Source organism: Modestobacter sp. VKM Ac-2978, assembly GCF_026968025.1.
Taxonomy (GTDB): Bacteria; Actinomycetota; Actinomycetes; order Mycobacteriales; family Geodermatophilaceae; genus Modestobacter.
Map to the genome: position 1 here is coordinate 53,817 of NZ_JAPVBP010000008.1, position 14,209 is coordinate 68,025.

At 75.1% G+C, this 14,209-nt stretch carries 13 protein-coding genes; 8 read left to right on the forward strand and 5 right to left on the reverse strand.

Annotation, left to right across the window (positions count from 1 at the left end; all coding sequences use genetic code 11):
* Window positions 1-17 precede the first annotated feature (17 nt).
* The 4 genes from mtrB to hpf all read left to right on the forward strand — a co-directional run bounded on the left by mtrB (window position 18) and on the right by hpf (window position 5,238).
* Window positions 18-1,766: an MtrAB system histidine kinase MtrB gene (mtrB, locus tag O2W53_RS18525; RefSeq protein ID WP_269164547.1), complete on the forward strand. Its 1,749-nt coding sequence runs from the start codon at window positions 18-20 to the stop codon at window positions 1,764-1,766.
* Window positions 1,763-3,502, forward strand: coding sequence for an LpqB family beta-propeller domain-containing protein (locus O2W53_RS18530; RefSeq protein ID WP_269164548.1), 1,740 nt, complete (start codon window positions 1,763-1,765; stop codon window positions 3,500-3,502). The genes mtrB and O2W53_RS18530 overlap by 4 nt, the downstream gene beginning before the upstream one ends.
* A gap of 95 nt (window positions 3,503-3,597) precedes the next feature.
* Window positions 3,598-4,476, forward strand: coding sequence for a ComF family protein (locus O2W53_RS18535; RefSeq protein ID WP_269164549.1), 879 nt, complete (start codon window positions 3,598-3,600; stop codon window positions 4,474-4,476).
* Window positions 4,477-4,503: 27 nt separating this feature from the next.
* Window positions 4,504-5,238 carry a ribosome hibernation-promoting factor, HPF/YfiA family gene (gene hpf / locus O2W53_RS18540; protein WP_269164550.1) on the forward strand — a complete coding sequence of 245 codons (735 nt, stop codon included), beginning with the start codon at window positions 4,504-4,506 and terminating at the stop codon, window positions 5,236-5,238.
* A gap of 111 nt (window positions 5,239-5,349) precedes the next feature.
* On the opposite strand, the gene O2W53_RS18545 is transcribed toward hpf, so the two are convergent.
* Together O2W53_RS18545 and O2W53_RS18550 are read right to left on the reverse strand one after the other, a co-directional pair.
* Window positions 5,350-5,904 carry a GNAT family N-acetyltransferase gene (locus O2W53_RS18545; RefSeq protein WP_269164551.1) on the reverse strand — a complete coding sequence of 185 codons (555 nt, stop codon included), beginning with the start codon at window positions 5,902-5,904 and terminating at the stop codon, window positions 5,350-5,352.
* 5 nt (window positions 5,905-5,909) lie between these two features.
* On the reverse strand, window positions 5,910-6,350 hold the full coding sequence (locus tag O2W53_RS18550) for a TIGR03618 family F420-dependent PPOX class oxidoreductase (RefSeq protein WP_269164552.1): 441 nt from the start codon (window positions 6,348-6,350) through the stop codon (window positions 5,910-5,912).
* Window positions 6,351-6,437: 87 nt separating this feature from the next.
* On the opposite strand from O2W53_RS18550, the gene secA reads away from it, so the two are divergent.
* Window positions 6,438-9,542, forward strand: a complete 3,105-nt coding sequence (secA, locus tag O2W53_RS18555; RefSeq protein WP_269164553.1) for a preprotein translocase subunit SecA — start codon at window positions 6,438-6,440, stop codon at window positions 9,540-9,542.
* Between the two features lie 96 nt (window positions 9,543-9,638).
* On the opposite strand, the gene O2W53_RS18560 is transcribed toward secA, so the two are convergent.
* Window positions 9,639-10,229, reverse strand: a complete 591-nt coding sequence (locus tag O2W53_RS18560) for an Rv3235 family protein (RefSeq protein ID WP_269164554.1) — start codon at window positions 10,227-10,229, stop codon at window positions 9,639-9,641.
* Between the two features lie 51 nt (window positions 10,230-10,280).
* Entirely contained in the window at window positions 10,281-11,000 is a 720-nt protein-coding gene (locus O2W53_RS18565; RefSeq protein WP_269164555.1) for a LysM peptidoglycan-binding domain-containing protein, read from the reverse strand.
* A 90-nt stretch (window positions 11,001-11,090) separates the two neighbouring features.
* Here O2W53_RS18565 and O2W53_RS18570 point away from each other — a divergent pair, with 90 nt between their 5' ends.
* On the forward strand, window positions 11,091-11,657 hold the full coding sequence (locus O2W53_RS18570) for a hypothetical protein (protein WP_269164556.1): 567 nt from the start codon (window positions 11,091-11,093) through the stop codon (window positions 11,655-11,657).
* A gap of 16 nt (window positions 11,658-11,673) precedes the next feature.
* Here O2W53_RS18570 and O2W53_RS18575 read toward each other — a convergent pair whose 3' ends face one another.
* On the reverse strand, window positions 11,674-11,919 hold the full coding sequence (locus O2W53_RS18575; protein WP_036340421.1) for a helix-turn-helix domain-containing protein: 246 nt from the start codon (window positions 11,917-11,919) through the stop codon (window positions 11,674-11,676).
* Between the two features lie 214 nt (window positions 11,920-12,133).
* Here O2W53_RS18575 and O2W53_RS18580 point away from each other — a divergent pair, with 214 nt between their 5' ends.
* Both O2W53_RS18580 and O2W53_RS18585 read left to right on the forward strand, forming a co-directional pair.
* On the forward strand, window positions 12,134-12,877 hold the full coding sequence (locus tag O2W53_RS18580; protein WP_269164557.1) for an SAF domain-containing protein: 744 nt from the start codon (window positions 12,134-12,136) through the stop codon (window positions 12,875-12,877).
* Window positions 12,877-14,157 carry an AAA family ATPase gene (locus O2W53_RS18585; protein ID WP_269164558.1) on the forward strand — a complete coding sequence of 427 codons (1,281 nt, stop codon included), beginning with the start codon at window positions 12,877-12,879 and terminating at the stop codon, window positions 14,155-14,157. Before O2W53_RS18580 ends, O2W53_RS18585 begins: the two co-directional genes overlap by 1 nt.
* The last annotated feature ends 52 nt before the right edge of the window (window positions 14,158-14,209 follow it).

Genomic DNA, 14,209 nt, shown 5'->3' on the forward strand with positions numbered 1-14,209 from the left:
AGGGCACCCCGCCGGTCGTGAGCACCTCGCCGGTCGTGGGCACCGACACCGGGGAGCCGGCCGTCGACCGGGCCGGCGTGGCTGCACCGGGCACCGCCGCCGTCCGCGCGCCCGGGCCCCGGCCCGACCGTCGTCCGCCGGCGGCACGGGTGCGCCGCCGGGCGCGCCGGGCACGGCGGCGCGCCCTGGTGGTCGGGGCGCGCGCCCTGCGCCGCGCGGTGCACGCCTGGCGGTCCTCGCTGCAGCTGCGGATCGGCGCGATCACCATGCTGGTCGCCAGCACCGTCGTGGTGATCGTGAGCCTGGTGCTGTTCAGCCAGATCAGCGACCAGCTGCTCCGGGTCAAGCGCGACGCCGCCATCGACCAGGTGCTGAACGGGGTGGCGTACGCCCAGACCGAGGTCAGCGGCATCGCCACCGGTGACTCGGCGAGCGTCCGGTCCACGCTGGCCCGCACGGTCGAGGGGCTGACCTCCCGCGGTGGTGCGGCCGGTGACTTCGAGGTCGTGATGGTCTACGGCTCGGGCGACCAGGAACGCCCGGCGTGGAGCCGGCTGGACATCTACCCGGCCCTCCCTCCCGACCTGCGCGCCGAGGTGGCCGACGGGTCCCCGGCCTACAAGTACGCCCCGGTGCCCGGTGGGCAGGGGGAGCCCGTGCCCACCCTCGTGGTCGGGGCGCCCGTGCCCACCGATGCCCGCAGCGGCGACCGGGTGGAGGTCTACTTCGCCTTCCCGCTGGACCAGGAGCAGGAGAGCCTGGGGCTGATCCGCAGCACCGTGGTGATCAGCGGGACCGCGCTCGTGCTCTTCGTCGTGGGCATCGGCGTCCTGGTGACGCGGCTGGTCGTCGGCCCGGTGCGCAGCGCCGCCGGAGGGGCCCAGCGGCTGGCGGCCGGGCACCTGGAAGAGCGCCTGGCCGTGCGCGGCGAGGACGACCTCGCGCGGCTGGCCACCAGCTTCAACGCCATGGCCGAGAGCCTGCAGAAGCAGATCACCCAGCTGGAGGGGCTCTCGCAGCTGCAGCAGCGGTTCACCTCCGACGTCTCGCACGAGCTGCGGACGCCGCTGACCACGGTGCAGATGGCGGCGGACGTGCTGCACGAGGCGCGCGCGGACTTCGACCCGGCCGTCGCCCGCTCCGCCGAGCTGCTGCGGGCCGAGCTCGACCGGTTCGAGGGCCTGCTGACCGACCTGCTGGAGATCAGCCGCTACGACGCCGGTGCGGCGACGCTCGAGGCGGAGGCGCAGGATCTCGGCCCGCTGGTCGAGCGGGTGGCCGGCGGCATGTCCGCGCTCGCCGAGCGGCACGGCTGTGCGCTGCAGATCTCCGTCCCGACGTCGCCGGTGATCGCGGAGGTGGACGGTCGACGGGTGGAGCGGGTGCTGCGCAACCTGATCGGCAACGCGATCGAGCACGGGCAGGGGCAGCCCGTCGAGATCGTCCTGGCGGCCAACCGGTCGGCGACCGCGATCACGGTCCGCGACCACGGTGTCGGCCTGGACCCGGTCGCCGCCCAGCACGTGTTCGACCGGTTCTGGCGCGCCGACCCCTCGCGGATGCGCACCGTCGGCGGCAGCGGCCTCGGTCTGTCCATCAGCCTGGAGGACGCCCGGCTGCACGGTGGCTGGTTGCAGGTGTGGGGCCAGCCCGGGCAGGGCGCCCAGTTCCGGCTCACCCTGCCGCTGACCGCCGGCGCCGGGCTGGCCAGTTCACCGCTCCCGCTGCGCCCGGCGCCGGCGCGCGTCGTCGGGGGTGCACCGTGACCGGGCGCAGCACCGCCCGGCGCGCGCCGCTGGTCGCGGTGCTCGCCGCGCTCCTGCTGGCCGGCTGCAGCACGGTGCCCAGCGATTCCCCCACGGTGCGGATCACCCAGGCGGCCGCTCCGCCGGCCGGCGCTGTCGGCATCGAGCCGCCGGCGCCGGTACCGGGGGCGACGCCGGAGGAGGTCGTCCGCGGGTTCATCGACGCCAACGCCAGCACCGTCCGCAACCACCCGGTGGCCCGTCAGTACCTGACCGAGGAGGCCGCCGAGACCTGGCGGGACAGCGACGGGCTGACCGTCATCAGCGGCGACTACGCACCGGTGCGCACCGAACCCGGCGTCGTCGAGGTCACCGCAGCCGAGGTGGGGAGAGTCGATGAACGCGGCAGCTTCACGGTCGGCACCGGCGAGGTCTACAACCGGGACTTCACGCTCACCGACGAGTCGGGGGAGTGGCGGATCAGCGACCCACCCGACGGGCTGCTGATGCTCGAGCCGGACTTCGCCCGCACCTACGAACCCGTCGACGCCTACTTCCTCGACCAGTCCGGCACCCGGGTGGTGCCCGATCCCCGCTACCTGGTCGAGGGCGGTGCCCAGCCGAACACGCTCGTGGAGCGCCTGCTCGACGGCCCGTCCCCGCAGATCGCCGCCGGCGTGCTCAACCCGCTGAGCGGCGCGGAGCTGCGCAGCACGGTGAGCACCTCCGGCCGGACGGCGACGGTCGACCTCAGCTTCCCCGCCGACGTCGACGACGCGACCCTGCAGGCGGCCTCCGCGCAGTTGGTCTGGTCCCTGGACCAGCTGGACCTCACCTCGGTCGAGGTGCTGCGCGACGGCCAGGACCTCGGCCTGCCGGACGTGCCCGGACAGCAGCGCGTCGACGACTGGCAGCAGTACGACCCGGACGTCGTCCCGGCCGATGCCGTCGGGCACTACGTCGCCGACGGTGCGCTGCGTCGCGCGTCCGACGGCAGCGCCGCGCCGGGTCCCGCCGGCGAGGGCGTGTACCGCCTCGACTCGGCGGCGGTCTCGGTCGACGGCCGGACCAGCGCGCTCGGGCTGACCGTGGGGGTGTCCACCTCGGTCTCGCCGTCGGGGGCGCCGGCCACGCTGTACGCCGGCCAGTACGGCGGGGAGCTGGTGCCCGCGCTGACCGGCGCGAGCTTCACCGAGCCGACGACGGCCGGCACCCGGGCGGAGGTCTGGACCGTCCGGGACGGTGCCGAGGTGATCCGGCTGCCCGACGGCGGTGCGCCGCAGACCGTCAGTGCCCCCACGCTGCCCGGTCTGGGCCGGGCGACCACGTTCCAGCTCTCCCCGGACGGACTGCGGGCCGCCGTGGTGATCGAGGGCCCCGAGGGCGGCCAGCTCTACGTCGGGACGGTCGTACGGGCCGAGGACGCGGTCAGCGTCCGGGACCTGCGCTCGGTGACCCCGTCGATCCGGCAGGTGGTGGACGTCGCCTGGCGGAACGCCGGGTCGCTGCTGCTGCTGGCCGGTGACCCGAGCACCGGGCGCACCGTCCCCTACGAGGTGAGCGTCGACGGCTGGGGGCTCACCGAGCTGACCACCGCGGGGTTGCCCGCACAGCCGACCGCCGTCGCGGCAGCGCCGGGGCGTCAGCCGTTGGTCAGCGCCGGCGGCACGCTGTGGCAACTGCCCGGGGGCAACTGGGTGACCGCGGTACGGGGTGCCGAGCCGCTGGCAGGAAGGGCGCCCTTCTACCCGATGTGACCGGACGGCGCCGGCCGTCGTCCCCATCCGCACCCTGGGTCCCCAGCTCCTCGCCGGGCGGCCGGGGTGCGGCACGGGACGGGCAGGCTCCCGGCATGGGACGGGACGCGGACGGCGGTGTCGCCGAGGTGCTGCGGGCCGGGAGCCGGGTGCTGGCCGACCTGGTGCTGCCGCGCAGCTGCGCCGGCTGCGCACGGCCCGGTGACGTCCTGTGCCCGGCCTGCCGTCGCCGGCTCACCCGGCCCCGGCTGGCCGAGCCGCGGCGACATCCGCCCGGCTTCCCGCCGACTGTGGCGGCGGGTGCCTACGCCGGTCCGGTCCGCCCGGCGGTGCTGGCGTTCAAGGAGCACGGCCGCGCCGAGCTGGCCGGGCCGCTGGGCACGGCGCTGGCACTGGCGGTCGTCGTCGTGCTGGCCGGTGCGGCGGGGCCGGCGTCCGCACCGGTCGTCCTCGTGCCGGTACCGAGTTCCGCGGCGGCGGTGCGCCAGCGGGGCCGGGACCACGTGCGGGAACTGGCCGACCGCGCCGTGGTCGAGCTGCGGGCAGCCGGGGTGCCGGCTCGGACCGCCCCGGTGCTGGGGAGGCTGCGCGGGCGGGCCGGGCGGACCCGGGACTCCGCCGGCCTGGACGCCGCCGCCCGGCGGGCCAACCTGGCCGGTCGGTTCCGGGTGCTGCCGGCCGGGCACGGGGCGTGGGCCGGGGTGTCCGCCGGCAGTCGGCTGGTCCTGGTGGACGACGTCGTCACCAGCGGCGCGACCCTGACCGAGGGGGCCCGGGCGCTGGTCGGGGTCGAGGGCACGCCGGGCCGGGACACGCCGGTGGTCGCTGCGGTCGTCGCGGCCACTCCACGGCGCGTGCAGCGACCGTTCACCCCGCCGCCACCTGGGGCGTTCACGGTGCGTGGTGGAGCTGGGGGTGAGCTGTGCCCGGCTTCCACTGTCGGGACCGGGACAAGGCGTCTAGCGTCGGGTTGATCACACCCCGCTCAACCGGGAGGTCCCATGGAGATCGTGGTCCGTGGTCGTAACGTCGAGGTGCCGGAGCACTTCCGCCAGAAGGTGGAGGACAAGGTCGGCCAGCTGGAACGGTTCGACGGCAAGGTCATCCGCATCGACGTGGAGCTGCTGCACGAGAAGAACCCTCGACAGTCAGCCAACGCCCAGCGCGTGGAGATCACGCTGCGGGGCAAGGGGCCGGTGGCCCGTGCTGAAGCCTCTGCCCCCGACTTCTACGCCGCGCTGGAACTCGCGGCCGGCAAGTTGGAGAACCACATGCGACGGGCGAACGACCGTCGCCGCGTGCACCACGGCCGCCGCACGCCGCCAAGCGTGCGGATCGACAGCGTCCCCGCTGTCGAGGAGGCGGCGCTCCCCGCGGTGGTCACCACCCCTGAGCCGGCTCTGGACGGGACGTCCGCCGACGTCGAGGCCGCGCTGGCCGACGGGCCCCTGACGACCGACCTGGACGAGCACCTGCCCGGCCAGATCGTCCGGGAGAAGGTCCACCCGGCCACGCCGATGCACGTCGACCAGGCCCTCTACGAGATGGAGATGGTCGGCCACGACTTCTTCCTGTTCCTCTGTGCCGACACCGGGGTCCCCTCGGTGGTCTACCGCCGGCACGCGTTCGACTACGGGTTGATCCGGCTCGGCGCCCCGGCGGCCGCCGAGGACGACGACGCGGCAGCCATCGCGGCGTCCGCGGCTGCGGGAGACCTCGAGCCCGCGCACGCCTGACCCGGTCGCCCCGGCGAGCCGCCCTCCGCACCCGCGGAGGGCGGCTCGTCCGCGTCAGCCTCCCGGCAGGGGCCCGCCACGAGCTCGGGAGTGGTGGGGGGAGGTCCTCCTTCAGTCGCCGGGGAGCCGGGAGAAGACCGCGGCGTCGCCCCGGCTGCCGTCGCGGTAGGCCAGGTAGGACCGCAGCACGCCCTCCTGGGTGAACCCGGCCCGGCGGGCGACGGTCTGGGACCCGATGTTGAGCACGTCGGCGACCAGGTACACCCGGTGCGCACCCAGCCCGATCGCCCACTCGGCGAGCGCATGCGCCGCCTCTGCGGCGTACCCGTGGCCGCGGGCCTCCGGGGCGATCCAGTAGCCCACTTCCGGGCCCATGGGGTGTTGACCGATCCGGTGCACGCCGCCGGACCCGACGAACCGCCCGTCGGCCTCGATCGCCACGGTCAGGCCGGTGCCCTCGCGCCGCATGGCCGGCGCCTCGCCGGTGACCCACCCGGCGGCGTCGGCACGGGTGTAGGGCACCGACACCGCCGCGATCCAGCGCGCGATGTCCGGGCTCTGGCAGGCGGCCAGCACCGGGTCGACGTCGTCCTCGCGGAAGGGGCGCAGCACCAGCCGGTCGGTGCGGACCACCTCGGTGGTCAGGTCGATGCCACTCAGGTCCATCCCGGTCACTCCTCCTCCTGCCCGAGACCCCGCCAGCGTTCGGCGTTGCCCAGCACCCGGTCGACCGAGATCTCCAGCACGACCCGGGCCGGGTTGACCCGCGGCTGCTGGTAGCGGACGGCGTACCGGGCCTCGGCGTCGGCGACGGACCCGGCGTCCTCGCGCACCGTCGCCGTCCCCTCCAGCGTCGTCCACACCTTGCCGTCGACCTGGCAGACCGCGACCCGGGTCTGCCCGCCCCGCACGTGCCGGACCTTCGCCGAGGTCCCCGAGGTGATCACCCGGGCGGTGCCGGTGTCGGCGTCCACGGTCACGCCGACCGGCACGACGTGCGGGCTGCCGTCGGCGCGCAGGGTGGTCAGCGTGGCCAGGTGCCGCTCGGTGAAGAAGGCCACCACCCCGGGTCCGAGCAGCGGGGGAGGCGAGGAGTCTGAGGCGGAGGACACGTCGCGGAGGGTACGAGTCCGGGGCTCCGGGCAGGACGCTCGGCCGCGCCGGGACCGCTTCACAGCCGCGCCGCCTACGCTGGGGTCGTGGTGTTCAACAAGATCCTGCGTGCCGGTGAGGGCAAGATCGTCCGACGGCTGACGAAGATCGCCGACGCGGTCGAGGCCCTGGAGCCCGACGTCACCGATCTGACCGACGCCGAGCTGCGCGCGAAGACCGATGAGTTCAAGGCGCGCTACGGCGACGGGGAGACCCTCGACCACCTGCTCCCCGAGGCCTTCTCCGTGGTCCGCGAGGCGACCAGTCGGACGCTGGGCCAGCGGCACTACCGGGTGCAGCTGATGGGTGGTGCGGCACTGCACCTCGGGAACATCGCCGAGATGAAGACCGGTGAGGGCAAGACGCAGACCGGTCTGCTGCCGGCCTACCTCAACGCGCTCAGCGGCGACGGCGTGCACGTGGTCACCACCAACGACTACCTGGCCCAGCGCGACGCCGAGTGGATGGGCCGGGTGCAGCGCTTCCTCGGCCTGTCGGTCGGCACGATCGTCTCCGGCCAGCGCCCCGACGTGCGCCGCGAGCAGTACGCCGCGGACATCACCCACGGCACGAACAACGAGTTCGGCTTCGACTACCTGCGCGACAACATGGCGCAGAGCCGCAACGACCTGGTCCAGCGCGGGCACGCCTTCGCCATCGTCGACGAGGTCGACTCGATCCTCATCGACGAGGCCCGCACCCCGCTGATCATCAGCGGCCCCGCCGAGACCAGCGCCAAGTGGTACGGCGAGTTCGCCCGCATCGCCCCGCTGATGAAGCGCGACCGGCACTACGAGGTCGAGGAGGCGAAGCGGACCATCTCCATCAGCGAGGAGGGTGTCGAGTTCGTCGAGGACCAGCTCGGCATCGAGAACCTCTACGAGGCCGCCAACACCCCGCTGATCAGCTACCTGAACAACGCGCTGAAGGCCAAGGAGCTCTACAAGAAGGACCAGCAGTACATCGTCACCGACGGCGAGGTCCTCATCGTCGACGAGTTCACCGGCCGCGTGCTCTCCGGCCGGCGCTACAACGAGGGCATGCACCAGGCCATCGAGGCCAAGGAGCGGGTGAAGATCAAGGACGAGAACCAGACCCTCGCCACGATCACCCTGCAGAACTACTTCCGGCTCTACGAGAAGCTCTCCGGGATGACCGGCACGGCCCAGACCGAGGCCGCCGAGCTCTCCCAGACCTACTCCCTCGGCGTCGTGCCCATCCCGACGAACCGGCCGATGGTGCGCGCCGACCGCGCCGACGTCATCTACAAGACGGAGAAGGCCAAGTTCGACTCCGTCGTCGAGGACATCGCCGAGCGGCACGAGGCCGGCCAGCCGGTGCTGGTCGGCACCGCGAGCGTGGAGAAGTCCGAGCTGCTGGCCAAGTACCTGCTCAAGCGGGGCATCCCGCACGAGGTCCTCAACGCGAAGAACCACGCCCGGGAGGCGTCGATCATCGCGATGGCCGGGCGGCTCGGCGCGGTCACCGTGGCCACCAACATGGCCGGCCGCGGTACCGACATCCAGCTCGGTGGCAACGCCGAGTTCATCGCCGACGAGCAGCTGCGCGCCAAGGGCCTGTCCCCGGCGGAGACCCCGGAGGAGTACGAGGCCGCCTGGGACGAGGCGCTGGCATCGGCCAAGTCGCAGGTCAAGGCCGAGCACGACCAGGTGACCGAGGCCGGCGGCCTGTACGTGCTGGGCACCGAGCGGCACGAGAGCCGGCGGATCGACAACCAGCTGCGTGGGCGGTCCGGGCGCCAGGGCGACCCGGGGGAGTCGCGGTTCTACCTGTCGCTGGGCGATGACCTGATGCGCCGGTTCAACGGCCCGATGCTCGAGTCGATGATGACCACGCTGCGGGTCCCCGACGACCAGCCGATCGAGTCGAAGATGGTCAGCCGGGCGATCCTGTCGGCGCAGACCCAGGTCGAGCAGCAGAACCACGAGGTCCGCAAGGACGTCCTCAAGTACGACGAGGTGCTCAACCGGCAGCGCACGGTCATCTACGACGAGCGGCGCAAGGTGCTCGACGGCGAGGACCTGCACGTGCAGGTGCAGACGATGGTCGACGACGTCGTCATCGCCTACGTCAGCGGTGCCACCGAGACCGGTTACGCCGAGGACTGGGACCTCGAGCAGCTGTGGGCCGGCCTCAAGGCGCTGTACCCGGTGGGCCTGGACCGGCAGGAGCTGCTGGACCGGGTCGCCGACGGTGACCAGGCCGCGCTGACGGCGGACGTGCTGAAGGAGGAGCTGCTCGCCGACGTGCACGCCGCCTACGCGACCCGTGAGGAGTCCCTCGGCTCCGAGGTCATGCGTGAGCTCGAACGGCGGGTGCTGCTCACGGTGCTGGACCGCAAGTGGCGCGAGCACCTCTACGAGATGGACTACCTGCGGGCCGGCATCCACCTGCGCGCGATGGCCAACCGCGACCCGGTCGTGGAGTACCAGCGCGAGGGCTACGACATGTTCAACGCGATGCTCGACGGCATCAAGGAGGAGTCCCTCGGCTTCCTCTTCAACCTCGAGGTCAAGACCAAGGAGCAGCAGGCCACGGAGGCCGCGCAGAAGCAGGCCGCCGCCGAGGCGGAGGCGCTCGCCCGGGCGCAGGCCGGCACCGAGCGGGTGCTGGCCCGGCAGGCCGCAGCCCAGGCGGCGGCCGCGGCGCCGGTCGCTCCCGCTGCCGAGCCGGCCGCTCCTGCCGCCCCGGCTGCCGCCGACGGCAACGGTGCTGCCCCGGCTGCCCCTTCGCCGGCGGCGGCTGCGCCGACGTCCGACGGCAACGGCAGCGGGACGACGACGAGCTCGGCCCGGCGCACCCGCAAGCCGGCCCCCGTCGCCGCTGCCGCACCGGAGGCCGCCGCACCGGAGGCCGCCGCACCGGAGGCCGCCGCGCCGGAGCCTGCCGGGACGGCTGCCGCGGAGCCGGCGGATGCCGCACCGGAGCTGGAGATCAAGGGTCTGGAGGCGCCGGAGCAGGGGGAGCTGACCTACAGCGCGCCCAGCCTCGACACCTCGGCCAAGGACAGCGGCCGGGCGAAGGCCGCGAAGACCGCGACCGTCACCGGCACCAAGGAGACCCCGCGCAACGCCCCCTGCCCGTGCGGTTCGGGCAAGAAGTACAAGCAGTGCCACGGCGTCGCCGGCTGACGCACTGAACCCACCGACGCCCCGCCGACCACTGGTCGGCGGGGCGTCGGCGTGTGGGCACGGCCTCGCTCGGCGGGCGCGGGGACCGGACCTCCGTCAGCCGATCTGCAGCGCCGTGCAACGCCAGCGCCCGTCGATCCCCTCCAGCCGTGCCGCGACCGCGTGCGCCCGCCCTCCCCGTCGGGCCACGGCGCTGACCTCGGCCACCCCGTCCACCGGCTCGCAGACCCGCACCGACCCCAGCAGCAGCGGTGCGGTCCCCTCGGTGCACCAGCGCGGCCGGCGGCGACCGCTGAGGGCCTGGAAGAGCGCCGGGCTCACCAGCGACTGCAACTGGCCGATCGGCCGGCGGCCGGCGAACGCCTCGAGGGTGAGGGTGACCAGGCGCCGTCCGGCGGCCTGCGGGTCGGGCAGCTCGGCCCGGCGCGTCCAGGCCGGACCGAAGTCCGCCGCATCACCGGCCGGCCGGACCGGCTGGTCCAGCCGCGGCCGCGGACCGGGCGGAGGTGTCGGCCGTGGTGTACGCCGGCCCGGGACCAGCAGCCGCACCGGCACGCGCGGGTCCTCCAGCGGAGGTCCGGGCGTGGGGACGGCGACCAGGTGCAGCCGCCGGGGCGCCGGCGCCGGAGCGGCGGTCAGCGACGGGGGCGCAGGTGGTGCGGGGGCGAGGCTCGGCGAGGCGGTCATCGGTGTCTCCTCGAGACGACGGGGAACGGCGGATCGGGGCGGGCGGCGCGGTCAGGTCGGGGGCCGCAGCACCTGACCGGGCAGCAGCAGGTCCGGATCGGGGCCGATGACGGCGGCGTTGGCCTGCCACCACGCCTGCACGGCGGAGGCGATCTCGGCGTCGGCGACCGGGTGCCCGGGCCGGCGACCGGTGAGCCAGTCGCGGGCGATGTCCCACAGGCAGTCGCCGCGGAGGACGACGTGCTCCCCGGCCGCTGGTCCGGGCCAGTCGGGGACCGGGGGCGGGGGACCGGGCAGGTCGGTCCCCGGTCCGCCCGGCCAGTCGGCCTGCACCACGGGCGCGGGGGAGCCCGATGACCAGTCCGTCCCGGGAGCGCTCGTCTCGGCCGAGGCGGTGACCAGTGGGCTCGCTCCGGCGGGCAGTGCGATGGGCGCTGCAGTGCTGAGGCCCACGCCGATCGCGATGGCCGCGACCCGCCGGGCGCCGGCGGGCAGCACGCCGCGCAGCAGCACCCCGGCCGTCCGGCCGGCCAGGCCCGGGGCGGCGCTCGCTGCGGTCAGCAGCAGGCCGAGCGCGCCCCAGGCCCAGCACGCCCAGGCCAGCGCGGTCACCGCCACCAGCACCAGGGCGTCCGGACCGGCGGTGTCGACCAGCCGCTGCGGGTCGGCCAGCGCAGTGCGGACCGCTCCCGGCCCGGGGCCGAGCCAGCGCAGGCCGCCGGCGACGAGGACGAACGTCGTCGTCGTCGCCGTCCAGCGCACCACGGACATGCCCACTCCGGTCACAGCGATGACCAAACACCATCAACGAAAGCAAATGCAACCAAACGCAAGGATCTGTGGACGGGCTAGCCTCCGTCCATGCGCTGGGAGCAGCTCTTCGCCGACCTCGAGGCCCAGATGGCGGAGCAGGAGGCCGCCGTCGACCAGGCCGACGAGGCCTCCCGGGCGCGCGCCGAGCACGGCCGGATCCGGCTGGCCGACCGGCTGCGGGGCGCGACCGGGCAGGAGGTCTCCCTCAGCTGCGGCGCCGGTGAGCTGGCCGGGCGGCTGGTCGACGTGGGCGTCGACTGGGTGCTGCTGGTCGATCAGCAGCACCGCGAGGTGCTGGTCGCGCTGGGTGCGGTGCGCGCGGTGTCCGGGCTCACCGCCGTGACCGCCGCGGCTGCCGCGGAGGGCGTCGTCGACCGGTCGCTGGACCTGCGGCGGGCGGCGCGGGCGCTGGCCCGGGACCGGGCCGCCCTGCACTGCCTGCTGGCGGACGGCGCCGTGCTGGCCGGCACGGTCGACCGGGTCGGCGCGGACTTCCTGGAGCTGGCCGAGCACCCCGTCGACGAGCCCCGCCGTCGTGGGGTGGTCACCGGGGTGCGGGCGGTGTCACTGGGCGCGCTCGTCGCGCTCCGGACGGCCGGGCCGGCGCTCGGCTGAGCACCCGGCGATCGGCTCAGCGGGTGGAGTCGACCTCGGCGTCGTCCGGGACCGGCTCCTCGGTGACGGCCGAGGAGCGCGCCTCGGCGTACTTCTGCTGGATGAACCGCTCCAGCTCGTCCTTCTCGACCCGCCACTGGCCCCGCCCGCCGATCTGGATGGCGATCAGCTCCTTGCGGCGCACCAGTGCGTAGGCCTGTGACCAGGAGACGTTGAGGATCTCCGCGACGTCGTCGAGGGTCAGGAAGCGCTGGGTGGCCATGGGGTCGGTGTTCTCCCGTCGAAGGTGCCCGCCAGTGTGGCAGTCGGGTGACAGCGGCCCGGACGGTCCACCCGAAGGTGTGGACAACGGCTGCGCACCGGCTCGCCCCTCGGTCATGATCTCCCCCCGCGACCCCGTACGGCGAGGTCAGCCGGGTGACCGGCCGGAGACGGACAGGCAGGCGAGGGATGACCGGGCGAGGGATGACCGACCGATGAGCGCGCCCACCGCGGCGCCGTCCGGCGCGCGCACCGACACGGCTCCACCCGGCCCGGCGGCCCGCCGGGTCCGCCCGCCCCGCTGGCTGGACCTGCGGCTGGTGCTCGGGGTCCTGCTGGTCCTCGGCTCGGTGCTGGTGGGCGCCCGGGTGGTGACGGCCGCGGACGCGACCGTGCCCGTCTGGTCGGCGGCCGGTGACCTGGCGGCCGGCACCGTGCTGTCCGACGCCGACCTCGTGCCGGTCGCCGTCCGTCTGGACGACGTCGCGGAGGCCTACCTGGCCACCAGCACCCGACCCGCCGGCCGGGTGCTCGCCCGCGCGGTCCGGGCCGGCGAGCTCCTGCCGCGATCGGTGCTCGAGGAGGCCGGTGACCTGGTGCAGCTCGCGCTGCCGGTGCAGGCTGGCTACGTCCCGCCCGGGCTCGACCGCGGGCAGGTGGTGGACGTCTACGCCGTGGCCGACCCGGTGGTGGGCGGTTCCGCGCCGACCGGTGGCGGGGTGGACGTCGTGGTGTCCGGTGCACCGGTGCAGGCGGTCACCGGGCGCGGGGACGGCGTGCTCTCCACCGCCACCTCGACCGTGCAGGTGGTGGTCGCCGTGGCCGCCGAGGACGCTGCCGACGTGCTCGCCTCCATCGGGGGGCGAGGCCTGGTGGTCGTCGTCCGGAACTCCGTCGAGGCCACGGCCGGCCCCGGCGGCGCCGCGGCCGGGGCCGTCCCGGCCGGGCCGACCGACTGATGGCCCTGCAGGTTTTCACCGCGGTCACCGGCGCGTCCTGGGAGTCCGAGCTCGTCGGGGCGCTGGACCGTGAGGACCACGGGGTCACCGTCGTCCGGCGCTGCGTCGACGTCGCCGACCTGCTGGCCGCCGCGACGACCGGCACCGGCCAGGCGGCGCTCCTGTCGGCCGAGCTGCGCCGGCTGGACGGCGCGGCGGTGGCCCGGTTGACCGCCGCCGGCATCGCGGTCGTCGGGCTGGTCGAACCCGGCGACACCCGGGCGGCCGACCGGCTCCGCCAGCTCGGCGTCGTCCGGGTGCTGTCCGCCGACGCCCCGGCCGAGGAGATCGCCCGCGCGCTGCGGGACGCGGTGAGCGGCGGGCCGGTGGGTGGCCACGACGTCGGTGACCCACGGTCGGCGCTGCCGGTGCTGGGGCTCCCGCCCGAGGAGTCCACCCGCCCGGCCGGTCGGGGACGGGTGGTCGCGGTCTGGGGCCCGACCGGGGCGCCCGGCCGCACCACCGTGGCCGTCGGGCTCGCGGACGAGGCGGCGCGGCTGGAGGTGTCCACGCTGCTGGTGGACGCCGACGTCTACGGCGGGGTGGTCGCCCAGGTGCTGGGCCTGCTGGACGAGTCACCCGGCGTCGCAGCAGCCGCCCGGCAGGCGGCGGCGGGGACCCTGGACGTCGCCGCGCTGGCGCGTCTGGCGTGGGCGGTGGACCCGCACCTGCGGGTGCTGACCGGCCTGGCCCGGGCCGACCGGTGGCCCGAGCTGCGGCCGCAGGCCGTCGCCGTGGTGCTCGAGGAGGCGCGGCGCCTGGCAGCGCTGACCGTCGTCGACTGCGGGTTCTGTCTGGAGGCGGACGAGGAGCTCTCCTTCGACACCGCAGCTCCGCGCCGGAACGGGGCCACCCTCACCGTGCTGGAGGAGGCCGACGAGGTGCTCTGCGTCAGCGGCGCCGACCCGGTCGCCCTGCAGCGCACCGTCCGGGCACTGGCCGAGCTGCGCGAGGTGCTGCCGGACGTGGAGCCGGTCGTGGTGGTCAACCAGCTCCGCCGGGGTCCGGTGCCCGGTGACGCGCGGCAGGAGATCGCCGGTGCGCTGAGCCGCTTCGCCGGCCGCGAGGTCCGCGCCTTCCTCCCGTCCGATCGGCGGGCCACCGACGCCGTCCTGGCAGCCGGGCGGACGCTGGCCGAGGTCGCACCCGCCTCCGCACTGCGCACCGGACTGCGCACGCTGGCCGCGCAGCTCAGCGGGGCCACCGAGCCGGGCGGTCGTCGGCGGCGGCGCTCCCGCTGAGCGGCGCCGGCCGGGCGGCGGTGCTCCCGCGGGGCCGGGCAGGGGGTGGGGT

Excerpts from the sequence above, each read along its gene's own strand:
- O2W53_RS18565 (WP_269164555.1), bottom strand. The coding sequence starts at position 11,000 with ATGTCCGTGGTGCGCTGGACGGCGACGACGACGACGTTCGTCCTCGTC.
- O2W53_RS18585 (WP_269164558.1), top strand. The coding sequence starts at position 12,877 with ATGGCCCTGCAGGTTTTCACCGCGGTCACCGGCGCGTCCTGGGAGTCC.
- hpf (WP_269164550.1), top strand. The coding sequence starts at position 4,504 with ATGGAGATCGTGGTCCGTGGTCGTAACGTCGAGGTGCCGGAGCACTTC.
- O2W53_RS18545 (WP_269164551.1), bottom strand. The coding sequence starts at position 5,904 with ATGGACCTGAGTGGCATCGACCTGACCACCGAGGTGGTCCGCACCGAC.
- O2W53_RS18560 (WP_269164554.1), bottom strand. The coding sequence starts at position 10,229 with ATGACCGCCTCGCCGAGCCTCGCCCCCGCACCACCTGCGCCCCCGTCG.
- O2W53_RS18570 (WP_269164556.1), top strand. The coding sequence starts at position 11,091 with ATGCGCTGGGAGCAGCTCTTCGCCGACCTCGAGGCCCAGATGGCGGAG.
- O2W53_RS18575 (WP_036340421.1), bottom strand. The coding sequence starts at position 11,919 with ATGGCCACCCAGCGCTTCCTGACCCTCGACGACGTCGCGGAGATCCTC.
- O2W53_RS18580 (WP_269164557.1), top strand. The coding sequence starts at position 12,134 with ATGAGCGCGCCCACCGCGGCGCCGTCCGGCGCGCGCACCGACACGGCT.
- O2W53_RS18535 (WP_269164549.1), top strand. The coding sequence starts at position 3,598 with ATGGGACGGGACGCGGACGGCGGTGTCGCCGAGGTGCTGCGGGCCGGG.